Annotated in this window: 17 protein-coding genes; 7 read left to right on the plus strand and 10 right to left on the minus strand. The window is 74.6% G+C overall.

What is annotated here, in order from left to right; genetic code table 11:
• Positions 1–18: 18 nt before the first annotated feature.
• Positions 19–720, minus strand: a complete 702-nt coding sequence (locus tag BD833_RS05835) for a hypothetical protein (RefSeq protein ID WP_166532187.1) — start codon at positions 718–720, stop codon at positions 19–21.
• Positions 721–997: 277 nt separating this feature from the next.
• Here BD833_RS05835 and BD833_RS05840 point away from each other — a divergent pair, with 277 nt between their 5' ends.
• The 4 genes from BD833_RS05840 (at position 998) to BD833_RS05855 (ending at position 5,288) form a co-directional block, all read left to right on the plus strand.
• Positions 998–1,900 (plus strand): sugar phosphate isomerase/epimerase family protein, encoded by a 903-nt coding sequence (locus BD833_RS05840; RefSeq protein ID WP_166532188.1) that lies wholly within the window; start codon positions 998–1,000, stop codon positions 1,898–1,900.
• A 209-nt stretch (positions 1,901–2,109) separates the two neighbouring features.
• Positions 2,110–3,693 (plus strand): alkaline phosphatase D family protein, encoded by a 1,584-nt coding sequence (locus tag BD833_RS05845; protein ID WP_166532189.1) that lies wholly within the window; start codon positions 2,110–2,112, stop codon positions 3,691–3,693.
• Between the two features lie 88 nt (positions 3,694–3,781).
• Complete coding sequence (locus tag BD833_RS05850) at positions 3,782–4,837, plus strand: DUF3500 domain-containing protein (protein ID WP_166532190.1); 1,056 nt, start codon at positions 3,782–3,784, stop codon at positions 4,835–4,837.
• Between the two features lie 136 nt (positions 4,838–4,973).
• Positions 4,974–5,288 (plus strand): hypothetical protein, encoded by a 315-nt coding sequence (locus BD833_RS05855; RefSeq protein WP_166532191.1) that lies wholly within the window; start codon positions 4,974–4,976, stop codon positions 5,286–5,288.
• A 24-nt stretch (positions 5,289–5,312) separates the two neighbouring features.
• On the opposite strand, the gene BD833_RS05860 is transcribed toward BD833_RS05855, so the two are convergent.
• Positions 5,313–6,092, minus strand: a complete 780-nt coding sequence (locus tag BD833_RS05860; protein ID WP_208092371.1) for a cysteine hydrolase family protein — start codon at positions 6,090–6,092, stop codon at positions 5,313–5,315.
• A 60-nt stretch (positions 6,093–6,152) separates the two neighbouring features.
• Here BD833_RS05860 and BD833_RS05865 point away from each other — a divergent pair, with 60 nt between their 5' ends.
• The 3 genes from BD833_RS05865 (at position 6,153) to BD833_RS05875 (ending at position 8,736) form a co-directional block, all read left to right on the plus strand.
• Positions 6,153–7,016, plus strand: a complete 864-nt coding sequence (locus BD833_RS05865) for a fumarylacetoacetate hydrolase family protein (RefSeq protein WP_166532192.1) — start codon at positions 6,153–6,155, stop codon at positions 7,014–7,016.
• Between the two features lie 83 nt (positions 7,017–7,099).
• Positions 7,100–7,576, plus strand: a complete 477-nt coding sequence (locus BD833_RS05870; protein WP_166532193.1) for a hypothetical protein — start codon at positions 7,100–7,102, stop codon at positions 7,574–7,576.
• A complete protein-coding gene (locus BD833_RS05875; RefSeq protein ID WP_166532194.1) occupies positions 7,573–8,736 on the plus strand; it encodes a Na+/H+ antiporter NhaC family protein in 1,164 nt (387 codons plus the stop codon). The genes BD833_RS05870 and BD833_RS05875 overlap by 4 nt, the downstream gene beginning before the upstream one ends.
• A 6-nt stretch (positions 8,737–8,742) precedes the next feature.
• Here the strand turns inward: BD833_RS05875 and BD833_RS05880 are convergent, their stop codons facing one another.
• From BD833_RS05880 to BD833_RS05915, 8 genes are all read right to left on the minus strand, one after another.
• Complete coding sequence (locus tag BD833_RS05880; protein WP_243737472.1) at positions 8,743–9,723, minus strand: NAD-dependent epimerase/dehydratase family protein; 981 nt, start codon at positions 9,721–9,723, stop codon at positions 8,743–8,745.
• 8 nt (positions 9,724–9,731) lie between these two features.
• A complete protein-coding gene (locus BD833_RS05885; RefSeq protein WP_208092372.1) occupies positions 9,732–12,374 on the minus strand; it encodes an alpha/beta fold hydrolase in 2,643 nt (880 codons plus the stop codon).
• Positions 12,371–13,396 carry a 3-oxoacyl-ACP synthase III gene (locus BD833_RS05890; RefSeq protein WP_166532196.1) on the minus strand — a complete coding sequence of 342 codons (1,026 nt, stop codon included), beginning with the start codon at positions 13,394–13,396 and terminating at the stop codon, positions 12,371–12,373. The genes BD833_RS05885 and BD833_RS05890 overlap by 4 nt, the downstream gene beginning before the upstream one ends.
• A gap of 243 nt (positions 13,397–13,639) precedes the next feature.
• On the minus strand, positions 13,640–14,782 hold the full coding sequence (locus BD833_RS05895) for an alpha/beta hydrolase (RefSeq protein WP_166532197.1): 1,143 nt from the start codon (positions 14,780–14,782) through the stop codon (positions 13,640–13,642).
• A complete protein-coding gene (locus BD833_RS05900; RefSeq protein ID WP_166532198.1) occupies positions 14,775–16,778 on the minus strand; it encodes an FAD-binding protein in 2,004 nt (667 codons plus the stop codon). The genes BD833_RS05895 and BD833_RS05900 overlap by 8 nt, the downstream gene beginning before the upstream one ends.
• A complete protein-coding gene (locus BD833_RS05905; RefSeq protein ID WP_166532199.1) occupies positions 16,775–18,715 on the minus strand; it encodes a metallophosphoesterase in 1,941 nt (646 codons plus the stop codon). The genes BD833_RS05900 and BD833_RS05905 overlap by 4 nt, the downstream gene beginning before the upstream one ends.
• Positions 18,712–21,159, minus strand: coding sequence for an MMPL family transporter (locus BD833_RS05910; protein ID WP_166532200.1), 2,448 nt, complete (start codon positions 21,157–21,159; stop codon positions 18,712–18,714). Before BD833_RS05910 ends, BD833_RS05905 begins: the two co-directional genes overlap by 4 nt.
• The gene (locus tag BD833_RS05915) at positions 21,156–23,585 is read right to left on the minus strand and encodes a GMC oxidoreductase (RefSeq protein WP_208092373.1); all 2,430 of its coding nucleotides are present in this window, start codon (positions 23,583–23,585) and stop codon (positions 21,156–21,158) included. Before BD833_RS05915 ends, BD833_RS05910 begins: the two co-directional genes overlap by 4 nt.
• Between the last annotated feature and the right edge of the window lie 6 nt (positions 23,586–23,591).

Genomic DNA, 23,591 nt, shown 5'->3' on the forward strand with positions numbered 1-23,591 from the left:
GGACGGGGCCCGCGTCCCTCAGCCCTGGGTGCCCTCACGGACCCGGGTCTCGGGTGACGTCGGCGGCAGCGGGACCAGCGGCGGATCCACCGGCGGGCTGGTGAGCTCGCGGTAGGCGGTCGTGTGGGCGCGCAGCGCGGAGACGGCGTCGGCGACGTCGCCGGACACCCGGCCGGCCGTCGCCGCCGCCCGCTCCGCCTCCAGCACCGCCGCGCAGACGTCCGCGAGCATCTCGAGGTGTTCGCGGGCGGCGGGCTCCAGATCCGTGCGGTCGCCCGGCTGCGGGGTCAGCGCCCGCTGCCGCAGCAGCTGCTCGAGCCGGTCGCCCTCGGCCTCGATCGAGGGCAGCAGCGCCGGGACGTCGCCGAGGTGCGCACCGGCGGCCCGGGCGGAGGCGATCTGCGACCGCAACCGGCCCCGGGCACGGGCGAGCTCGAGCTGGAGCTCCGCGGCGGTGCGCCGCGAGCCCGGCGGCAGGCGCCGGGCGGCCACGGCGGTGGCGCCCTGCACGCCCAGCTCCCGGGCGCGGGCCACCAGCGGGTTCCGCCGGACGCGCCGGACCAGCAGCCACCCGGCGAGCACGCCGATCACGAGCAGCAGCAGGAGCACCCCTCCGAGGACGGCGAGCACCGTGGGGTCGAGCGACAGGAGCCACGACAGCTCCTCGTCGGCCCGCAGGTCCAGGTCGCCGGCGGAGCCGATGGGCAGGGGAGTGGTCATGGGTTCCCTCGTCTCGGGCGGGCCGGCGCCCTCCGGGCTGGCGTCCTGAAGGGGCAACGGTCCTCCTCCCTCCCGCGGTTCCCGGACGACACGGCGGACGGCCGGGAGATGTGCTCGGCGCTGACGTACTTCCGCTTCCGCGTGCGCAGAAGCCTTGCTAGCTTCGTGACCTGGCTCACAGCCGGCGCGCTCGGAGCGGTCGGACGATCCGCGCCGGCACACCATTCGAGGGGGATCCGTGAAGGTGATGAGAAGTTCGCGTACGGCACTGAGGGGGGTGCTGATCGCGGCCCTGTCGGTGCTCCTGTCCCTGGGGCTCGTCGGCACAGCGGGCGCGGCACCGGCTACCACGGGGGAGCGCGGGAGCTCCACCTGCGCCGACCGGCCCGTGCCGGCGCGCGCCGTGTCCATCCAGCTGTGGACCTTCGCCGAGTACATCGGCTTCGGCACCGACGCGGCGACGCAGGCCCGCCACGAGGAGGTGCTGCGCCGGCTCAGCGAGATGGGCTACCGGAACGTCGAACCGTTCACCCTGAGCGGGATGAGCGCGGAGGAGTACGCCGAGCTGCTCCGGGAGTACCGGCTCCGGGCCCCCGCCCGGCACGTCGGCGTGGGCACGCCCGAGGAGCCCGCGGACATCGCGCAGATCCTCGCGGAGAACCGCGTCCTCGGCGTCGAGTACTTCGGCTCCGGTGGCACCCCGCAGTACACGACCGAGGCCGAATGGGTCGCCTACGCCGAGTACCTCGACGCGGTCGGCGCCCAGGCCCGTCGGGCCGGTCAGTGGCTGATGGTCCACAACCACAACTGGGAGTTCGAGACCACCTTCGGCGACCGCACCGCCTTCGACATCCTCATGCAGCACAGCGAGCGGCGGCACCTGGTGTCCCAGCTCGACCTGTACTGGGCGGTCTTCGCCGGCGCCGACCCGATCGACGTCATCCGGGAGTACGGCAACCGGATCCGGCTCTTCCACGTCAAGGACCTCAACGAGGAGCTGGACCGGCGGATCGAGATCGTCGGCCGCGGCGACATCGACTTCGGGCCGATCTTCCGGACCGCCGGTGGCAGCACGCGGTACTACGTCGTCGAGCACGACCCCCGCTTCGGCGACCCGACGTTCGACCCCTTCGAGGCGGCGCGGGAGGGCTTCGCCTACCTCACCTGCACGTCGCACTGACGCACTCCGCACCGACGCATCCGCACTGACGCACTCCGCACCCAGGAGGAGGCGGTCCCGGGCTCCCGGGGCCGCCTCCTCCCGCGTGCGCCACCGGCGTGTCCGGTACGGCCGTTCACCGGATGCTCACCCGGCCCTCCACCTGGCGTCGTCCGGGGGCCCGCCCGGCCCCCGATCGTGGGCGCCACACCCGAGGGAAGGAAGGCGCCATGCCCGACCCATCAGTTCCCCACGACGGCTCCGCCGCGACGGCGGCTCTCTCCCGGCGCCGGCTGCTGCAGGCCGCCGCCGTCGCCGGTGCCGGGGTCGGCGCCGGCACGCTGCTCGGCCCCGCCCCGCGGGCCTTCGGTGCGCCCGGCCTCCGGGCGTCCCGGCCGGAGGCGCGCTGGGGCGTGCAGAGCGGCGAGGTCACGGCGGACTCGGCCGTGGTCTGGTCCAAGACCGACCGGCCCGCCCGGATGACCGTCGAGGTCGCCGCGACGGAGAGCTTCCGCGGGACGCGCGGGCGCTGGGCCGTCGACGTCGGCCCGGGCAGCGACCACGCCGGGAAGGTGGTGCTCCGCGGCCTGCCGGCCGGCACCGAGCTGTTCTACCGCGTGCAGTTCACCGAGCTGAGCCACGCCGGGCACGCCAGCGAGCCGCTGGTCGGCCGGCTGGTCACCGCACCGGCCGACCGGCGCGACGTCAGCTTCGCCTGGTCCGGCGACGTCGCCGGCCAGGGCTGGGGGATCAACCCCGACCTGGGGGGCATGACCGGGTTCGAGGCGATCCGCCGGCTGCGTCCGGACTTCTTCATCCACTCCGGCGACAGCGTCTACGCCGACGGGCCGCTGCAGGAGCAGGTCGTCCTCCCCGACGGCTCGGTGTGGCGCAACGTCGTCACCCCGGAGAAGAGCAAGGTCGCCGAGACGCTGGACGAGTACCGCGGCCAGTACCGCTACAACCTGCTCGACGACAACGTGCGCCGCTTCGCCGCGGAGGTGCCCCAGCTGGTCCAGTGGGACGACCACGAGGTGACGAACAACTGGTACCCCGGTGAGGTCCTCACCGACGACCGGTACACGGTGAAGAACGTCGACACGCTGGCCGCCCGGGCCCGCCGGGCCTTCCTCGAGTACATGCCCATCGCCGGCAACCGGATCGACCGGACCCTGCCCTACGGGCCGCTGGTCGACGTCTTCGCCCTGGACCTGCGCACCTACCGCGGCCCCAACTCGGCCAACCTGGCGGCGGGTGGCCCGGAGGCGCGGATCTTCGGCGGCGGCCAGCTGGGCAACCTCGCCCGGCAGCTGCGCTCGTCGCGGGCCCTGTGGAAGGTCATCGCCTCCGACATGCCGCTCGGCCTGGTGGTGCCGGACGGGCCGGTGGACCAGGAGGGCATCGCCAACCGGGACCCCGGCCAGCCGCTGGGCCGGGAGCTGGAGGTCGCCCGCCTGCTGTCGACCCTCAAGCGGGACGGCGTCCGCAACGTCGTCTGGCTCACCGCCGACGTCCACTACACGGCCGCCCACCACTACGACCCGCAGCGGGCCGCGTTCTCCGACTTCGACCCGTTCTGGGAGTTCGTCTCCGGCCCGCTGCACGCCGGCACGTTCGGCCCGAACGAGCTCGACGGGACGTTCGGGCCGGAGGTCGTGTTCTCCCGCCATGCGGAGCGGCCCAACCAGCCTCCGAGCGACGGGCTGCAGTTCGTCGGCCACGTCCGCATCGACGGGGCCAGCGGGGTCATGACCGTGGAGCTGCGGAACACCGCCGGGGCCGTCCTGCACACCACGGAGCTCACCCCGGCCTGAGTTCGGGCCGGCGCCCGGGAACGGGGCCAGCGGTCCCGTTCCCGGGCCCCGGCGGGCGGCGCGTTCCGCGGGGGAGGAGCATCCCCTCATGGCCGGTGGGGAGCTCGCCCGGGACGACGGCGCGGTCCGGGCGGTGGCCTCCCGCATGGCCGAGGCGGCGGCGCAGTGGCTCGACGGCCTCGACGCGGACCAGCGGCGGGTGGCCACCGGCCCGGGCCCGGGGGACGGCCCGTCCGACGCCGAGCGCCGGCGCTGGTTCTACACGCCCACCGACCACGGGGGGCTGACCTTCCACGACCAGCGGCCGGCGCAGCAGCGGGCGGCGATGCGGCTGGTGGCCTCGGGCCTGTCCACGCCCGCGTACGTCACCGTCGCGACGGTCATCGGTCTGGAGAACGTCCTCGACCAGGCCGAGGGATTCGTCGCCCGGTTCGACCGGGAGCGCGGCCGGGACCCGGGCCTGTACTACCTCCGGGTCTTCGGCGAGCCCGGGGAGCGCTCGACCTGGGGATGGCGGTTCGGCGGGCACCACGTCTCGCTGAACAACCTCGTCGTCGACGGCGCCGTGGTGGCGACCACCCCGTGCTTCCTCGGCGCCAACCCGGCGGCGTCGCCGTTGCTCGGGGGCGCGGTGAACCGGCCGCTGGGGCGGGCCGAGGACCTCGCCCGTGACCTCGTCCGCTCGCTGCCGCGCGATCTCGCTCCCCGCGCGGTGCTGCTGGACCGGGCGCCGTCGGACGTGGTGACCGCCAACCGGACGACCGTCGCCCCGGGGGACGGAGAGGCCGAGCACTCGGCCCTGGCGTACCGCGCCGAACCCCGCGGCGTCGCGGCTGCCGAGCTCGACGCCGAGCAGCGGGAGCTGCTGCGCGCCCTGCTCGGCACCTACCTCGACCGGGTGCCGGGCGAGATCTCCCCACTGCGCCGGTACGACGATGCCGCCCTCGACGCGGTGCACATCGCCTGGGCGGGGCCGACCGAGCCCGGGGCGCCGCACTACTACCGGGTGCAGGGCCCCCGGTTGCTGATCGAGTGGGACAACACCCAGAACGGGGCCAACCACGCGCACTCGGTCTGGCGCGACCCGGAGGTTGACTTCGGGCTGGACGTGCTGGCCCGCCACCGCGCGGCCGCGCACGGCTGACCGGGCGCCCGGCCGGGGCGTCGGGCGCCCCGGTACCGGCACGCGCCCCGGGCAGCGGGGCAGGGACCTATCGCCCTTCCCCCCGGAGCTCCGGGAGGAGGACCGTGGTGCCCACCGGCGGCCTCGAGGAGGCGGGATGAGCACCGACGAGAACCTGCAGCGAGCACCCGGGTCCGGCCGCGTTCGCCGGGACCCCGATCCGCTGCAGATGACGGAGGTCGAGAAGCGGATCGCCGAGTGGGAGGCGCGGCACGACGTCGCCGCCCGCGGGTCCCGCGCCGCGCCGGACGTCGTGCAGCACTACGTCGCCCACGAGCGGCTCACCCAGGGGATCCGCCCGCGGCCGGCCGGATCGCACGCCGCGGCCCGGGAGGTCGCCCGTCCCCGGCCGCCCGCGGAGGAGCCGCCGCGGGGCCGGGGCCTGCTCCGCCGCCTGGTCCACCGGGGCTGACGGAGGGGGCGTCCCGACCGGCGATCAGCTCGCCGGCAGGCGCGCCAGGATGTCGGCGGTGGCGGCGTGCAGCACGCCCATGCGCGCCGCCTCCTCCAGGTGCAGCGGCGCCACGCCGGAGACGGCGTCCCGGGCGATCAGCGTCCGGTAGTCGTGCTCGCTGGCCCCGTACACGGTCGCCCGGGGGCAGTTGGGGTAGTTGCAGCCGGCCACCACGACCGTGCTGACGCCGAGGGAGCGGAGGTGGGCGTCCAGCGGGGTGCGGTGGAAGGCGCCCCAGCGCGGCTTCCACATCGCCCACTCCCGGTCGCCGAGGGGCTGCAGCTGCCCGGCCAGCAGCTCGCGCGGCGAGAGCAGCGCACCGGGGGCCGGCCGGAGGTCGGGCGCGAGCTCCGACCCGGGGGAGCCCGGGCGCACCACCGGCGCCCCGGAGGCGATCAGCGTGCGGCGCGGCAGGTCGACATCCGCGCCCTCGTAGAGGCGGACGACGTGCACGACCGGCCGAGCGGCCGCCCGGAAGCCGCGCACCAGGCGCGCGAGGGTCGGCAGGACGGCGCTGGTGCCCGCGATCGTGCTGCTGCCCCCGTCGAGGAAGTCGACCTGCGTGTCGATCACCAGGAGGGCGGCGCGGTCCGGCTCGGGGGAGAGGTGCGGGTCGACGTCCACCGGCCAGCCGGGCAGCACCGCACCACCTCCCGTCCACGGGACGACGGTCGCCGGCCGGACCGCGGGACCGTTGTTGTCGGACAACTGCTTGACCTCCGCCGGCGCGGACCCCATGATGCCGCACGTGATCCAGATCACCCAATGCACCCAGCCGTGCCGCCGTCGCACCGCGACCGTCCACGGGCCGGGGGCCGGGCGATGAGGCTGGTCTCCTTCCACGGCACCGACGGGCTGCGGCTCGGCGTCGAGACCGGAGCGGGGATCGCCGACGTCACCGAGGCGGCCGGCGACGGCGGCCCGGCCTCGGTGCGGGCGCTCGCCGGCGGCGGCGCGGAGGCGCTGGAGCGGGTGCGGCGCGCGGCGGACTCGGCGTCGGACGTCGTGCGCCTCGACCAGCTCCGGCTCGCGCCGGCCGTCCCCGACGCGGGCAAGATCATCTGCGTCGGGCTGAACTACCGCAAGCACGCGGCGGAGGGCGGCATGCCCGTGCCCGACCGCCCGATCTACTTCGCCAAGTACGCCAACAGCCTGGCGGCATCCGGCGAGCCGGTGGTCATCCCGGCCGTCACCGCGAAGGCCGACTACGAGGTCGAGCTGGTCGCCGTGATCGGGCAGCGGGCCAGGAACGTCGACGAGGACCGGGCGCTGGAGCACGTGTTCGGGTACGCCACGGGCAACGACCTGTCCGTGCGGGAGCTGCAGATGCGCAGCTCGCAGTGGATGTACGGCAAGGCCATCGACGGCTTCGCGCCGCTGGGCCCCTACGTGGTCACCAGCGACGAGGTCCCCGACCCGCAGGCGCTGGACCTGGAGACCCGGGTGAACGGCGAGCTCCGGCAGAACTCGAACACCCGGGACATGGTGTTCTCCGTGGCCGAGCTGGTCAGCGACCTGTCCCGGATCATGACGCTGGAGCCGGGCGACGTCATCTACACCGGCACGCCGGAGGGCGTGATCCTCGGCATGGCCGACCAGGTCTGGCTGCAGCCGGGGGACGAGGTCGTCTGCGAGATCCAGGGCCTGGGGCGTCTGGTCACCCCCCTGGTGGCCGACCCCGGCTGAGCGCTGTCCCGCTCCGCGGCCGCCGGCCAGCAGCACCGCCGTAGACCAGGGGCCGACCACACCCGCACCACCGAGGAGGGCTCGTGGAACCGTCGATCCTGTCGCTGCTGCCACCGCTGGTCACGATCGTCCTGGCGATCGCCACCCGGAAGATCCTGATCTCCCTCGGCGTCGGCATCGTGCTCGGTGCGCTCATGTACGCCGAGTGGGACGTCATGGGTGCGCTCGAGTTCATCTGGGAGGCGGCGTCGGGGCTGATCATCGCCGACGGCGAGATCGCCGAGGAGGTCTACATCCTCGTCGCCGTGGTCCTGATCGGCGTCCTGACCTCGCTCATCTACGTCTCCGGCGGTCTGCTGGCCTTCGCCGCCTGGGCGGTCCGCCGGGTGCGCAGCCGCAGCCAGGCGCAGTTCGTCCCGGTCATCACGGGCATCGTGATCTTCTTCGACGACGCGTTCAGCAGCCTGGTCGGTGGCACGGTGAGCCGATCGATCACCGACCAGCACCGCGTCCCCCCGCCAAGCTGTCCTACCTGGTCGACTCCACCGCGGCGCCGGTGATCATCCTGGTGCCCATCTCGGGCTGGGCCGCCTTCATCGCCGCGACGATGACCGGCATCCTCGACGAGAACGAGGTCGCCGGGCTGAACGGCTACGAGGCCTACCTGCAGTCGATCCCGGCCATGCTGTACCCGATCACCGCCCTGCTGCTGGTCATCGCGGTGGCGTGGTTCAGCATCGACATCGGCCCCATGCGCCGGCACGAGCGGACCGCGGTCGAGCAGAACGTGCTCTACGACGCGGCGCACGGCCTGCCGCCCGGCGAGACCGACCGGAACCTGCCGGTGCGCGAGGACGGCCGCGTCCGCGACCTGGTCCTGCCGATCGTCACCCTGATCGCGGTCACGGTGGCCGGCGCGCTGTGGATCGGCATCGACGGGGCCGAGGGCTCGCTGGCGCCCATGGACATCCTGGCCGCCACCGACGTCATCCTCGCGCTGTTCTACGGCACCATCGTCGCCTGCCTGGTGGCCGCCGGGATGCTGCTGGCCCGGCGCACCTCGGGCCGGGTGATCGGCAAGGCCGCGGTGTCCGGCATCCGGTCGATGTTCTTCGCGGCCGCGGTGCTCTTCCTCGCCTGGATCACCGCCGAGATCATCGGTGAGCTCGGCATCGGCGAGTACCTGGCCGGCGTGATCGACGAGGCCCTCCCGCTGGCCCTGCTGCCGGTCATCCTCTTCGTGCTCGCCTCGTTCATCGCGTTCTCGATCGGCAGCACGTTCGGCACCTTCGGGCTGCTGCTGCCGATCGCGGCGGAGATCGCGCTCTCCCTCGACAGCGCGCTGCTGATCCCGGTCTTCGGCGCGGTGCTCGCCGGCGCCATCTTCGGCGACCACACCTCGCCGCTGTCGGACACCACGATCCTGTCCTCGATCGGGTCGGGCGTGCACCTCGTCGACCACGTCACCACCCAGCTGCCCTACGCCTTCGTCGCCGCCTCGGCGTCGGCGGTCGGCTACCTGGTCTCCGGCTTCACGGAGAGCACCGGCCTCGGGCTGCTGGCCGCCGTGGTCGCGCTCGGGGTGGCGGTCGTCGTGCTGAAGGGGCGCAGCGTCGCCGGCGGCTCTGAGCCGGGAAGCACGCCGCCGGGGAGCACGCCACGGGCGGGCGACGTCCGGGCCGAGGAGGGGACCGCCCGGCCCACGGCACCGCCCGCCTGACCCGGCCTACCGGGCGCCGGCGTCGGTCCCGTTCGCCGCGGCGTACCAGGCGGCGAGGCGCGCGAACCCCTCGTCCAGGGCAACGTGCGGAGCCCACCCGAACGCCTCCCGCGTGCGGCCCTGGTCGAACCAGTGCGCCGTGGCCAGCTGCTCGGCGAGGAAGCGGGTCACCGGTGGGGTGGAGCGGCGGCCCGACGCCGCCCACGCCCCCTCGACGACGGCCCCGGCCAGCCAGGCCGCGGCGAAGGGGACGCCGCGCCGGGGGCCGGGCACCCGCGCTGCCAGGCACAGCCGGGCGAGGACCTCGCCGACCGGTCGTGGCTCGCCGTTCGACACGACGAACGGCTCGCCGTGCACCGGCCCGCACGCGTCCACCGCGGCGACCAGTGCGGCCGCAGCGTTGTCGACGTAGGTGGTGTCGATCAGGGCCGCGCCCGACCCGATCAGGGGGAGCCGCCCCGCGCGTGCGCGCTCGACGATCCGCCCGACGAGCTGGGTGTCGCCCGGCCCCCAGACCAGGTGCGGACGGACGACGAGCACCGCGAGCGAGGCGGAGTCGGCGGCCAGCGCGTCGAGCTCGGCGACCGCCTTGGTCCGGGAGTAGTGCCCACGAGCCGTCCCCGGATCGGCCGGTTCGGCGCCGACCCCGGTCAGCGCCGCCCCCGCGTGGGCGACCGACGGCGACGAGACGTGCACCAGGCGGCCGACGCCCTCGGCGCGGCACGCGCCGACGACGGTGCGGGTGCCGTGCACGTTCGCGCGCTCGTACTCCGCCCGGGGGCCGGTGACGTCGACCTTGGCGGCCAGGTGCACGACGGCGTCCTGACCGCGGACGGCCCGCGCCACGGCGGCCGGATCGGCGACGTCGCCCAGCACCTCGGCGCAGGGCAGCCCCGACGGCCGGCGCTGCAGCACGGTGACGTCGTCCCCGCGCGCCAGCAGCGCCTCGGCGGTGGCCCGCCCGAGCATCCCGCTGGCCCCGGTCACCAGGACCCTCATCGGTCGCCCGCGGCCCTCCGCCGGGTGCCGGCCAGCAGCCGGCCGGCCTGCTCGGCGACGCGGCGGCGGTCCACCTTCGACTGGTGCCGGATGTCGACCGGCAGGCGGTCGGCGACCAGCACCGCGGCGACGTCGACGCCGGCAGCGGCCCGCACCGCGTCGGCCAGGTCGGGCGCGGCCACGGCCATCCGCAGCCGCCTCGCCTGGCGTGCGCGCGGCCGGCCGGAGGCGCCACTCTCGGACCCGTCGAGGACGACGACCACCACGACGACCTGCCCGCCACGGGGGCCGACGCCGACGGCCGCGGCGGCGGTCACGCCGGGGACCCGCTCGGCCCGTTGCTCGATGCCGACCGGGGTGAGCGGCCCTTCGGCCGTCGAGATGACGTGCGGCAGCCGGCCCTCGACCCAGAGCCGGCCCTCGGCGTCCAGGTGCCCGACGTCGCCGGTCCGGTGCCAGCCCGCCGGCCGCGCGGCCGCCCGCTCGGTCGCCCAGAGGGCGTCGTAGCGATCCTTGACGTGCGCGGCGCGGACACAGATCTCTCCCGCGGTGCCCGGGGTACCGGTCAGCGCGCCGTCGGCGGCGCCGTCCGGGCCGAACGGGCTGATCGCCACCTCCACCCCGGGCAGCGGCCGGCCCACGCACACCCCGTTCCCGTCACCGGCCTCGGCGATCTCGGCCGCCGAGACGTCGGTGACCGGCAGCGCCTCGGTCATGCCGTAGGGCGTGTGGGCCTCGGCCGAGGGCAGGACGTCGCGCAGCGCCGCCAGCAGGCCGACCGGCACCGGCGCGCCGGCCGACATGAGCAGCCGGACCCGGCCCAGCGCGGACCGCTGGCCGGCGGTCAGCTCCGGCGCGGTGGCCACGACCCGGCGCAGCGCGGCCGGTGACGCGAACACCACCGTCGCGTCGACGGCGGAGACTGCCTCGGCCAGCGCGGACGCCGTCAGGGAGCCGGGGGCGGTGACGTCGATGTCGGGCACCGCCGAGCCGATGCCCAGCGCCGGGCCGAGCAGCGCGAAGGGCGCGAAGGCCGCCACCAGGCGGTCCTCGCCGGTCAGCCGGTAGGTGGCGCGTACCAGGGCCAGCTGGGCCGACGCCTGGCGCCGGGTGTAGACGACGCCCTTGGCCGGGCCGGTGGCACCGGAGGTGAACAGGACCGCGCAGTCGGCGTCCCCGGACGGGACCGCGGGCACGGGGGCGTCCCGGCCGGCGTCCTCGATCTCGGGAAGCGTGCGGACGGCGCCGAGCACCCGCCGGGCGGCCGGGCGCACGGAGCTCGCGGCGATGCGGGTGGCGGGCAGGCCCATGAGCCGGGCGGCGGCCAGCCCGGCGGTGCCGCAGACGACGTGGTCGACCGCGGCACCGCGCAGCGCCCGGCGCATCCCGCGGAAGCCCAGGCCCTTGTCGGCGACGACCACCACCGCGCCCGCGCGCCAGACCGCGTAGACCGCCGCCGTGAGGTCGGCGGAGGGCTCCACGAGCAGCCCGACCCGGTGCCCGGGCCGGACCCCGGTCGCCGCCAGCCCGGCAGCGAGGCGCTCGACCCGCCGGTTCAGCTCCGCCCAGCTCACGGTGCTCCCGCCCACCTCGACGACGGCGGGGGAGGCGTCGTCGGCGCGCTCGGTCAGGGCGGCCCACGGCGGGCGGGGGTCCTCGTCCGCCGCCGGGGTCGGGCGGCGGCCGCCGTCGGCCGGGCCCGGCAGCGCCGAGCCGGGCAGCGACGGGTCCGGCAGCTCCGCCACCCACTGCGCGACGGCGGTGGCGTACTGCGGTGCGTCCTCGGGGAGGAGGTGCGAGGCGCCTTCGTACCGGTGCAGCGCGGCGTGCGGCAGCCGGCCGCGCAGGTCGGTGAGGTAGCGCTCGCCGAAGACCGGGTCGCGGGGGCCCCAGAGCAGCAACGCCGGGACTTGAAGGCTGCGGATGCCCTCGGCGATGGCCTCCTGCGCCGGTCGGGAGGGGTGCCCCGTGGAGAAGGGGATGTCGGCCACGAAGTCGCCCACGGCACGCCGGCGGGCGGCGGAGCCGTACGGCGCGGCGAAGGCGTCGCGCACGTCGCGGGGGAGCGGCGGGCGGGACAGCGCCGTCGTGGCCCGCACGAACACCGGGGTGCCGACGGTGACGGCCGATCGCACGCCGGGGGCGTGCGCGAGGCGGATCAGCGCCGGGCCGAGGTCGCCGGGCGGCATGGCCACCGCGGTGTTGGCCAGCACCACGCCGCGCAGCTGCGCCCGGTGCTCGAGCGCCCAGCCCAGGGAGATGACGCCGCCCCAGTCGTGCCCCACCGTGACCACCGGGCCGGTCACCCCGAGCGCCGCGGTGAGGTCGCCGAGGTCGGCGACCCGCTGCTCCAGCGACCGCAGACCGGGCAGCCGCTGCGACCAGCCCATGCCGAGCTGGTCGGGAGCGATCACCCGCCACCCCGCGGGCGCGCCGGCCAGCAGCCGGCGCCAGAGGTAGGACCAGGTGGGGTTGCCGTGCACGCACAGCAGCGTGCCCACCGGGTTCTCGACGCCGTTGTCCAGGACGTGCCAGTCGTGCTCGGTGCCGGTCCGGTCGGCGACGGTCAGGTGCCGGGACCACGCGGGGTCCAGGCCGGGCAGCGCCGGGGGCACGGGAGTCGCGTTGCCCGCCGTCACCAGGCGATCTCGAGGCAGGAGGCGTTGAGGCCCGAGCCGATGCCCATGAGCAGCACCCGGTCGCCGTCGGCGAGCGTGTCCTGCTGGGCGGCCAGCGTGAACGGCACCGACGCCGGCCCCAGGTTGCCCCTGGTCGGGAAGGTCGTCGGCACGAGGGCGGGATCGATCGAGAACCGGTCGGATATCGCCTGGGTGTGCACCTTGGAGACCTGGTGGATGATGTAGCGGTCCATGCCCGCCGCCCAGTCGAACTCCCCGGCGGCGTCCGCCCAGAGGTCCTCGGACAGCGCCAGCCCCGCGTCCAGCAGGCCCTTCAGGTCGGTGCGCATCATGTCGTTGTCGCCGATGCACAACTCGTGGTGCTCGGTTCCGGCCCGGCTCACCGCCCCGACCAGACGGTGTCCCTCCGGATGCCGGTCGGCGCGGCCCAGGACCATCGCGGCGGCGCCGGAGCCCAGCGTCAGCGTGGCGAACTGCGCCAGCACGTCGCGCGACACGGTCTCCGGTCGGTTCAGCTGGTCGATGGTGCGCTCCTGCACGATCCGGGAGTCCTCCCCGTTCACGATCAGCGCGTAGTCGACCATGCCGGAGTCGAGCATCGCCGCGGCCAGCTCCATGCCGTTGATGAAGCCGAGGCAGGCGTTGGTCACGTCGAAGTTCTGGCAGGACCGCGGCAGGCCGAGCTCGTGGTGCACGGCGACGGCGGTCGAGGGCTCCAGGTGCTTGCGGCTGACCGAGGTGTTGATCATCACCCCGATGCGCGCCGGGTCGACGCCGCTCTCGCTGATCGCCTTGGCCCCGGCCATGGCGGCGCCGTCGACGAACGTCGTCCCCTCCGACCACCAGCGGCGCTCGCGGATCCCGGCGAGCCGCTCGAGCAGGCCGCCGCGCAGCCCCACCCGCTGGTAGGTCTCCCGGAGCCGCTCGTCGAAGTCGTCGGAGCTGATCACCTGCGACGCATCCGCCGTCTGGACCGCCAGGACGGCGGTGTTGGCGAAGCGATGAGTCGTGTTGCCCGTCATGTCCAGCTTCCAGCTCTGAGTCGGGCCGACTCTCCGCTGGCCGCCCGGTTCGGCACGCCGTACCCCGCCGGGGTGCCGGTCTACCCCGACGTGTCGACCGCCACGAAACCGTACCGCCCGCCCAGCACCCCCGGCCCAGGAGGCTCTGCCCCTAGGGCGGCGCCGGAACCGTGGGCGGAGCCTCCTGTGCCCGGGCGGGCGACGGGCCGTCGCACGCGTGGTGGGGCCACGGGTGCGGGCCGGTCAGCCGGCGACCGCCATCGGCGGTGCGTCGGTCGTGCGTGCACCGGGAGCCGAGCGGTGCCGGTCGAGGAAGTCCAGGAACGTCGGGAAGACCTCGTCGGCCACGTGCTCGCCCATGAAGGGGTCCTGGTGCCCGTAGCCGGGCAGCACCGCCAGCTCGTGCCGGCCCGGCGCCCGCTTCTCCAGCTCCCGGTGGCAGACGATGTTCGAGTCCCGGAAGACGTTGTTGCGGTCGCCGGTGGCGAGCAGCACGGGGGTCTCGATGGCGGCGGCGTTCGCGAGGTAGTCGTCGGGCAGCCGGTCGTACCGGGGGTCACCGGGCGTCATCTTCACCGCCCGGCCGGCCGCGACCATCTTCCTGACGTGCCGGTAGTAGTGCATGCTCGTCGCCCCGTAGAGGTCGCCGCCCCGCCGGTGCGTCACGTCGGCGAGCTTCTCGTGGCTGTAGAGCGCCGGCCAGCCGCTGCCCCACATCAGGCTGAGCATGTGGCAGTCGGGCTGGTCGCACTCGCCGTGGAACGCCGAGACGGCCTTCGAGAAGAGCTTGCCGCGCGACGGGCCCGGGTCGGCGTACCACCGGGGGTTGAGGTAGGGCAGCCCGATGACGTCCTCCACCAGCACCGGCGCCAGCTGCAGCTTCACCCGCGACCAGCCCGGTACCCGCGGGGTCAGGCCGACGCTGTTGGCGATGACGCTGGCGACCCCGTCGACCGCGCCCCCGAACAGGCTCATCAGGAACGACACCGCGCCCAGGCAGTGGGAGATGACGTGGATCGGCTTGCCGTCGGTCTCCCGCCGCATCAGCTCCAGCGCCGGGGGGAAGTCGTACAGCGCGATGTCGTCCATCGTGTAGCGGTTCCTGAACAGGTTGTACGAGTACCGGTTGCTCATCCGGAAGTCGATGGTCCAGACGTCGCGGTAGCCGTTGTCGAGCAGGTAGGTCACCAGGTTCCGGTGCTCCGGCATGATGAACATGTCCGTCGACGTGGTCAGCCCGTGGACGATCAGCACCGACTCGGTCGCCTGCGTGCCGCGGCTGAACCGGTGGAGGCCCATGCCCAGGCCGTCCCCGGTGGAGAAGGAGTAGGTCCGGACGTCGGCGTCCGGTACTCCGTCGAGGGTGTAGAGCGGGATCTCACGCACCGAGGACCTCCTCCTGGGTGGTGGCGGACCGCTGCTCGGCGAGCCGGGTCCAGTGGACGTTGGGGTCGACCTTGTCCCGGCGGGCCGGGTCCTTCGACGTCTTCGTGTGCATGTACCGGAAGCCGTCGTGGGCGATGCAGATGTCGTCGAGCTCGGTGACCAGTTCCTCCAGCACCTGCTCGTCCATGCCCCCGGCGCTCATGCCCTGGTAGAACATCAGCTCGCAGAACTGGTTGCCGCGGCCGCCGGTGGCCAGGTACTCGCTGGTGATGCTCTTGACGTACACCGAGATGAAGGTGAAGCAGTCCCGCTCGGTGCGGTAGCGCCGCATCAGCTCGTAGGTCTCGCGGAACAGCTGCTCGAACCGGTCCAGCGGCGCCAGGACGATGAACATCCGGGTCGGGTCACCGACGGTCGAGTCGAGCACCTTGTCGGTGAAGAACTCGACGTTCTTGACCGTGGCGTACATCGGGCTGAACAGGACGCCGGTCATCCCCGCCAGCTTCAGCGCCCGGTCGACCCGGGCCGGGAGCCGGCCGCCGACGTAGCCCAGGCCGTGCAGCGCGTCGTAGGACAGGCGGTCCCGGGCCTTCGCGTACGCGGTCTGGTCGGTGGGGTGGTAGGCCGAGAACTGGCCCATCCCGAAGCTCCCGCCGCCCCTGCGCGGGAAGTCGATCCACACCCCCCGCTCGTACTGCGCCTCCCCGGGGTTGCGGATGGCGTGCGCGGCCCCCGAGATGAACGCCTCGACGTCCCAGTGGTGCTGCTGGTGGTTCTTCAGGACGGTGCGGTACTTGTCGATCTCGATCAGCCGGACGGTGAGGGTGGCCATCACGCCGTGCCGGCCCAGCCCGCACAGCACCTTGTGGAAGTCGTCGCGGTTCTCCTCCCGGCTGCAGGCGACCAGGTCGCCGTCCCAGGTGACGTACTGGAGCCGCTCGATCTGGTCGACGAAGAGCCCGAAGCGGTGCGACGCCGGGCTGATCCCGCCCACGGACGCGAAGCCGCCGGCGGTGATGTGGTTGTGGTCGCCGATGACCGGCAGCCCCAGGCCCAGCTCGGAGAGGTGGTCGTCGACCTGCGCGGAGACGGCGCCGGCCTGGATGGTCGCGGTCATCGCCTCCCGGTCGACCTCGAGGATGCCGTCCAGCTTCTCGGTGAGCAGCATGCTGCCGCCCTCGGTGAGCACGAGGTCGTTGCTCGAGTGCCCCTTGCTGCGGATCGACAGCCGCTCGCCGAGCTGCTTGGCCTCGCGGACCGCGGCGACGATGTCCTCGGTGGTCTGGGGCAGGTAGATCTTCCGGGGGAACCTCGGCGGCATGGTCGGGTTGGAGATGCGCTCCCAGTCGTAGCCGAGGCTGTCGATGCTGTCGTGCGCGAAGGTCTCGTGGCTGCTGATCCGCCGCTTCCAGAGGGGCGCCCCGCCGGCCGGCGCGATCGGCGGCGGGTTCTCCGCCGACGAGGAGTCGCTCCTCTGGTGGGGCAGGCCGTTGCTCACGCGGCGGCGGGTGTCGGTCATGGGGGCGTCCTCTCGGAGGTGGGGTGGGCGGGACGGCGGGGCGGCGACCCGCGTGCGCAGGGCGGCCTCGAAGGCGCGGTAGCCGGCCAGGATCGGGCGGCGGCCGAGCGGCAGGAGCAGGGGGGCGAGCAGGCCGGTCGCGGTCTCGGACTGGGTGAGGCGGCACCGGTCCGGCCCGAGCGGGGTGATCTCGAACCGCCGGTCGACGTCGAACAGGCCCCGGATCGGCTGGGCGGCCAGCCAGCGCAGCGAGTACGGGGGGTCGACCACCGTCAGCGTCGGCCGGAAGGGGACCGGCAGGCCGTCGAGCCGCAGCCGGATGCGCAGCCGGCTGCCCACGACGAGCGCGCCCTCCGCCCGGCGGATGAACGGGTTCCAGGCGGGGAACGTCGCGAAGGCGGTCAGCTCCTGCCAGACCCGCTCCGCCGAGCCGGGCAGCTCGGCCGAGGACCGGATCTCGCCCGCGCCGCCGGTCATGCCATCCCTCCGGGCAGTGCCTCGTCCATCCGGTGCGCCTCGTCCATCCGCTGCGCCTCGTCCATCCGGTGCGCCTCGTCCGTCCGCGATGTCGCCGCGCCGGTGGCCGGCGGGGTGCGCGGGATCCGGATGGGTGGCTCGATGAGGAACGGGTGCAGTTGCCCGTCGGCGGGCTGGAACCGCTCCCGCTCGCCGGCCCGCCAGTCCGGCCGGCGCTCCCACCCGCGGGGCACCCGGGGCAGCCCGACGGGGAAGACGGTCAGCGTCTCGTCGGGCTCCAGGCGCAGGCGCAGGAAGTTGCGGCGGTCGGGGATCGCCTGGCCGGCGAACAGCTCGTTGACGTTGAGCCGGGCCCGGTCGGCCAGCAGCAGGTACCACGCGACGAGCTCGGCGGCCAGGATCCCGCCGCCGACGAACACCAGGAGCACGACCAGCGCCAGCGACCACGGGGCGGGCACCGCCAGCACCTCGGCGGTCAGCGTCACCGCCAGGCGGATCACCGAGACGGCCAGCGCCAGGTGCGCCAGGCCGTGCAGCAGCCCCACGGTCCGGCCGCGCCAGCGGCCCATGTCCTGGGTGAAGGCGATCGCGCCGCCGACGACGACGAGGCCGAGCAGCAGAGCCAGGATGCTGTCGGCGAGCCCGCCGGCCAGGCGAGCCCAGCCGGCGTCGCGCAGCGCGGCGTCCACGGCCCTCAGGTCGGCAGGGAGTCCGCGCGCCGGTTCGCGGAGCGCCGCGCCCAGCGCGACGGCCAGCACCGCGTAGATGCCGCCGAGCAGCCCGGCGAAGGCCGGGGTCGTGAACGGCAGCCGCAGGATGCCCCACCGGAGCCGCCGGGAGTCCTCCGGTGTCGGGTAGACCGCACCCTGGGTGTACCGCACGGACGGGCTCTTGCTGCGCGCCCTGCTGGTCGGCGGTGGCACCTGGATGGACGTCGGGAGGTGGTGCGTCGCGGAGAGGTAGGCGCCGCCGCCGCCGGCGGTGATCCGCTGCGCGAGGTCGGCCGCCTCGTACCGGGAGTAGTGGTGCCGGTCGCCGGTCAGCGCCAGCCGCACGCCGGCGCCCCGCGGCCGGATGACCGTCCGCTCCAGGAAGTCCAGCGTCGCGTAGGCCTCGCAGTCCTCGTCGGTCGCCGCGACCCAGCTGGGCTTGGCCGTGCACAGCAGGATCGCGTCGCCGGGCTGCAGCTCCCGGGCGATCTCGGTGAAGTAGGCCAGCTGGGCCTCGTCGAGGTAGGTGTCGAACTGGATGTCGATGCCCCACAGCCACCACCGGTCCGACAGCCGGGTGGCGAAGTAGCTGCGGGCCTGGCGGGTCCGCCAGCCGCCGATCCACCGGCGCTGGCAGAAGGTCCGCATGAACGCGGTCAGCCCGTCGTACCAGTCGTGGTTGCCGGGCACGGCCTGCAGGAAGGGCGCGTCGGGCTCCTTGCCGGGGAGGGCGGCCCGGTACGGGCCGATCAGCCGGTTCTCGTACTCGTCGACCGACGCCGCGGGGTAGCACTCGTCCCCGCCCATCACCAGGAGCCGGCCCCGCCGGGTCGTCGTGGCCTCGCCCTCCTGCGGCGCGAGGTCCAGCGTGGGGCGGGAGAGCAGCGCCGCCACCGAGTACGTGGCCTCGAAGCTGTCGCCGAGGTCGGAGACGTAGTCCAGCCAGAGGTTGCCGTCGTCGTCGCGGGTCCCGGCGCCGCCGAGGTCCAGGTAGCCGCCGGGGGAGATGCCGCCCATGAGCTCGCGCTTGTCGTTGTACTGGCCGAGGACGCCGCTGATCGCCACCTGCTTCGCCGTCTGGAGGAGCAGGCGCGGCTCGAGCCATCGGGTGCCCTTCCGCTGCTCGAAGGTGTCGGCGGGGTCCTCGTCCTGCGACGGACGGGGGACGGTCTCCCGCTCCACCGGCCCGGGGTCGGGTGACCGGGGTGGCTCGGCGGTGGTGGTCATACCGGGCTCCTGGTGTCGTCGGCGGGCGACGCGGTGGTCGGCGTGGGTGTCGGCGTGGGTGTCGGCGTGGTCGGTGGGGCGGCGGTGGTCTCGACGGCCGGTCCCGGCCGCGGGGCGGGGACGCCGGCCGGGACCCGGACCGCCTGGCCGGGGCGCCGCCGGCCGGGCAGCCACCAGTTCCAGGCGCCCATGAGGCGCATGCTGGCCGGCACCACCAGCAGCCGGATGACGGTCGCGTCCAGGGCGATCGCCACCGCGAGGCCCAGGCCCAGCTGCTGCAGGGGCAGTATCGACGTGAAGGCGAAGGCGCCGAAGACCGCGACCATGAGGACGGCGGCACCGGAGATCAGCGGTCCGGTGCGCGCGACGCCGCGCGCCACGCTCGCCGTGCCGTCCCCGGTGGCCAGCCACTCCTCCCGCACCCGGCTGAGCAGGAAGATCTCGTAGTCGGTGCTCAGGCTGAACAGCAGCGCCAGCAGCAGCACCGGGACGATGTTCTGCAGGTGCGTCGACGGCTCGACACCGAGCAGGCCGGCCCCGACGCCGTCCTGGAACACCAGCACGAGCAGCCCGAACGCGGCCGCGGCCGACAGCAGGTTGACCGCGATCGCCTTGACCGGCAGGAGCAGCGACCGGAAGGCCAGCAGCAGGACCACGAAGATCACGCCGAGCATGAGCGCGACCGCCCAGGGCAGCCGGTCGGTGATCGCCTGGTTGCTGTCGACGCCCTCGGCGGTCTCGCCGCCGACGACCGCCGCGGCCGCCGTCCCCTCGACGGCCTGCGCGGCCGCGGCCCGGACCTCGCCGACCAGCTCGCGGGTCGGGGCACTGGCGGCCGGGTCGGCGGGGACGACGTCGAGCACCAGCCGCCGCCCGTCGGCGGAGACGAAGTGGTCGACGGTCGCCCGCGCGTCCGCCGGCAGCGCGCCGCGCACCGCGGGGTCGAGGGCGGCGAGCGGGTCGCCGGAGCCGGCCTGGCCGAGCACCCCGAGGGCCGAGTCGACGCGGAGGGTGCCGTCGAGGTCCGCGAGCCGCTGTTGCAGCCGGGTCAGCTCGTCGCCGAGGTCGGTCGCGGCCAGCGGCTCCGGGCTCTGGACGACCACGGACACCGGGGAGGCGGCGCCGGCGCCGAACTGCTCCTGCAGCAGGTCGTAACCCTGGCGCACCGGCGAGCTCTCGGGCACGATCCGCGCGTCGGCGGTGAAGACCTGCAGGTGCAGCGCCGGCCACGCCACGGCGGCCAGGACCGCGACGCTGGCCAGCAGCACCGTCCACGGCCGCCGCATGATGCGGAGGGTGAAGGACTCCCAGGCCGAGCCCTGCGCCGCGGACCGGCGGCGGGGGAGCGGTACCCGCAGCGCGTCGATCCGCCGGCCCAGCAGCAGCAGGATGGCGGGCAGCACCAGCACGCTGGTCAGGGCGGCCATGGCGACGACGACCATGGCCCCGAGCGCGATGGAGTGGACGACGCCCAGCGGCACCACGAACAGCGTCGACATCGCGAGGACGATGACCAGCGCCGAGGAGAGCACCGTCTCACCGGAGGTGCGCAGGGTCGTGGCCACCGCCCGCACCGGTGTCGCGCCGCCGTGCAGCTCGGCGGTGTAGCGGCTGATCACGAACAGCGCGTAGTCCACCCCGACGCCCAGCCCCAGCATCGTCACCGCGCTCTGCACGAACACGGACAGCTCGAGCCAGTTCGTGACCACCGTGAGGATCCCGAAGGCCAGGACGATCCCGGTGACGGCGACGACCAGGGAGACCACCGACGCCACGACGCTGCGGTACAGCAGCAGCAGGATGAGCAGGATCAGCGGCAGGGTGACCAGCTCGGCCCGGGTGAGCCCCTGCTCGCTGAGCTCGGTGACCTCTCCCCAGAACGAGGCCGAGCCGACCAGCGACACCTGCAGGCCCTCGTCGGCCCAGCGCTCGGTGAGCTCCTGCTGCACCTCGGGCAGCAGCTGCCGGGCGCGGCCGTCGTCCAGGTCCAGCGAGACGAGGGTCAGCACGGTGCTCCGGTCCTCGCCGACGAAGGCCTCCCGGGCCGGATTCCCCAGCGTCGTCCAGCCGTAGGCGCCGCTGACCTCGAGCTCGCCGCGGCCGGTGACGTCGGCGGTCACGTCGCGCACGCGCTCGGCGAACTCGGCGTCGTCGGCGGTGAACCGGGTGTCCTGCACCAGCACGGTGACCGCGGCGGCGCCACGTGCGAGGAACCCCTCCCGCACCTCCTCGACCGCCTGGTGCGACTGCGAGCCCTCGACGTACCAGCCGCCGCCGGTGAGCAGGCCGGGCAGCGGCCGGCCGATCACCGCGAAGGCGGCCAGCAGCACGACCCAGGCCGCCAGTACCCACCAGCGGCGCCGGTGGAGCAGGCCGGCGACCCGCTCGGTCGACGAGCCACCCGAGGCGTGGCGGCCCCCGGGCGGCCTGGTCGGGAGCGTCACGCCCCGCTCCCGGAGGTGTCGAGCACGCGCGGCCCGTAGATGGTCCACAGCTCGCCGAGGAACACCGAGCCGAACGCCTGCAGGGCGCGCACCGCGTCACCGGGCTCGGGGCCGGTGGCGCGCAGGGTGGTCAACTGCTCCAGGAAGTCGGGCAGGTGGATGGTGATGATCCCGCTGCCGAGCAGGGCAGCGCCCTCGTCGGACTCGGCGTGCCCGGCGTACAGGCGGACGAAGAGGGTGGAGGTGTCCCGCCAGACGTCCCAGCCGGGGTCGTCGTGCACGTCCTTGACGCCGGAGAGGGTCACCGGGTTGCCGGCTCCGTCGCGCAGGAGGAGCCGGTAGAGCATCCGCGCCCGCCGGGTGTCCCCGAGGTCGGCCGGCGTGTGCACGAAGAGGTTGAAGATCCCCCGCTCGACCGGCAGCCGCCCGCCGAGGGCGTCGCAGTCGACGTGGCCGACCGCGGTGCCGGCCCGGTCGGGGTCGGTGAGGAACCGGGTGACGTCCTCGATGGTGATCGTCAGCCGGAAGGACAGGGCGGTGCCCTCGGCGCGGCCCCGGTCGTACCCGCGCTGGGAGTCGTCCTCGCCGAGGGCGACGAAGCCCTTCATCTCCTCGGTGAACCACAGGCGGGGCGCGCGTTCCGGGGCCGGTGCCGGCCGGGGGATCGCCGGGGCGGCCGGCCGGTGCCCGTCCTGCGGTGCGGTGGAGCGGACCACGGTGCCGCGCCGCGCGTGCTGGTCGAGCAGGTGGTCGGCCAGCCGGTCGGCGAAGGCCGCGATGGTCAGCGAGGGGTTGGCGCCCACCGGCCCCGGCATCGCCGCGCCGTCGGCGACGTACATGCCCGGGTGGCCGAAGACCTCGCCGTAGGAGTCGACGACGCCCTCCCGCGGGTGCCGCCCCATGGGCGCGCCGCCGAGCGGGTGGACCGTGATGACCCGCCGGCGCAGGTGCCAGATCGGGTTGTCCCGGAACCCGGCGCCGAGCTCGCCCGCGAGGTCCCGCATGACCCCGCGGACGCCCTCGAAGTAGGCGGTCGACGTCGCGCTGGTCCAGTCGACCTGCAGGTGGCCCCGGCGCAGCGAGAGCACGCCGTCCGGGACGTCCCGGCCCATGCCGAGCAGCGGCAGCGACCCGGCGGAGAACGCGGCGTCGCCGAGCAGCGCCTGCAGCTCGGACCCGAGGCCGGAGCGCGGGGAGCCGCTGAGCCGGGCCCAGATCCGGCCGGCCGCGAACCGCGCCATGCGGGCCGCCGCGGCGGGGGCGCCCGCCGCCTCGACCATCCACTCGGCGAAGGCGGGGTAGCCGGCGTCCTCCACGTAGGAGCCGCGGCCGGCCGCGCCGTCGGTCTCGTCGGGGACCCGGATCCGGCTGGTGATGACCGGTCCGCGGCTGCCCTCGATCCGGCGGGGGGTGCCGTCGGCGTGCGTGGCGCCCAGCACGAAACCGAGCAGGTCGCCGTTGCCGCTGAAGCGGGTGCCCAGAGCCCGCGACAGCGCCGGGAACGCGGCCCGGTTGCGGAGCAGGAGGAACGGCGTGCCGAGAGCGCCCGCCGCGAGCACGAGCCGGTCCGCGGTCAGCTCGGTCACCGGCAACCGGGCGGTCCGGGTGCGGTGTCCCTCGGCCTCGGGGGCGTGGGTGACGTAGGAGATCCGGTAGCCGCCGCCGGACGGCGCGATGCGGCGGACCTCGCTGCGGGTGCGGAGCACCGCACCGGCGTGGGCGGCGGCGGACAGGTACGTGTGGTCGAGGGTGTTCTTGCTGCCGTAGTTGCAGCCGATGTCGCACTCCCCGCACAGCCGGCAGGTGGTGCGCAGCCGGCCGTGCAGGTTCGGGTACTCGTACGGCGCGATCGCCTCCCCGGGAACGGGCGGACCGCCGTTCCCGGCGAAGCTCACGGCGAGGTTCGGCAGGTCCCAGTCCAGGCCGAGCCGCCGCGCGGCGTCCCGCATCGCGACGGTCTTCGGCGTCGACGCGTAGGGCTCGGACCCCACCGGGTACGGCCGCGCCCGCAGCATCCGCTCCACGGCGTCGTAGTGCGGGTCGAGGTCGGCGCGGCTGATCGGCCAGTGCTCGTAGCCGCCGCCGGGCAGCGGGCTCTCCTCGACGAACCAGCGTTCGTCCTTGCGGATGAGGACGTTGGCGTAGATCAACGACCCGCCGCCCAGGCCGCTGGAGACCACCGCCTCCAGCCCCCGGAACGACCACACGTCGAACAGGCCCTGCAAGCCCTCGCTGGGGTCCCAGAGGTTGCGCTGCATCTCCAGCGGGCTGCGCGCGAAGGAGCCGGGAGGGTAGGTCTTCCCGCGCTCCAGCACGCAGACGCGGAGCCCGGCGGAGGCCAGCCGGTAGGCGGTCACCGATCCACCGAACCCGCTGCCGACGATCACGGCGTCGAAGTGCTCGGGCGGCTCGTGGGTTGCAGTCACGACGCA

It is taken from the genome of Blastococcus xanthinilyticus (assembly GCF_008124835.1).
Classification (GTDB): domain Bacteria; phylum Actinomycetota; class Actinomycetes; order Mycobacteriales; family Geodermatophilaceae; genus Blastococcus; species Blastococcus xanthinilyticus.

Coding starts and splice junctions, on each gene's coding strand:
- BD833_RS05905 (WP_166532199.1), bottom strand. CDS start 18,715: ATGACCACCACCGCCGAGCCACCCCGGTCACCCGACCCCGGGCCGGTG.
- BD833_RS05900 (WP_166532198.1), bottom strand. CDS start 16,778: ATGACCGGCGGCGCGGGCGAGATCCGGTCCTCGGCCGAGCTGCCCGGC.
- BD833_RS05850 (WP_166532190.1), top strand. CDS start 3,782: ATGGCCGGTGGGGAGCTCGCCCGGGACGACGGCGCGGTCCGGGCGGTG.
- BD833_RS05865 (WP_166532192.1), top strand. CDS start 6,153: ATGAGGCTGGTCTCCTTCCACGGCACCGACGGGCTGCGGCTCGGCGTC.
- BD833_RS05835 (WP_166532187.1), bottom strand. CDS start 720: ATGACCACTCCCCTGCCCATCGGCTCCGCCGGCGACCTGGACCTGCGG.
- BD833_RS05845 (WP_166532189.1), top strand. CDS start 2,110: ATGCCCGACCCATCAGTTCCCCACGACGGCTCCGCCGCGACGGCGGCT.
- BD833_RS05855 (WP_166532191.1), top strand. CDS start 4,974: ATGAGCACCGACGAGAACCTGCAGCGAGCACCCGGGTCCGGCCGCGTT.
- BD833_RS05890 (WP_166532196.1), bottom strand. CDS start 13,396: ATGACGGGCAACACGACTCATCGCTTCGCCAACACCGCCGTCCTGGCG.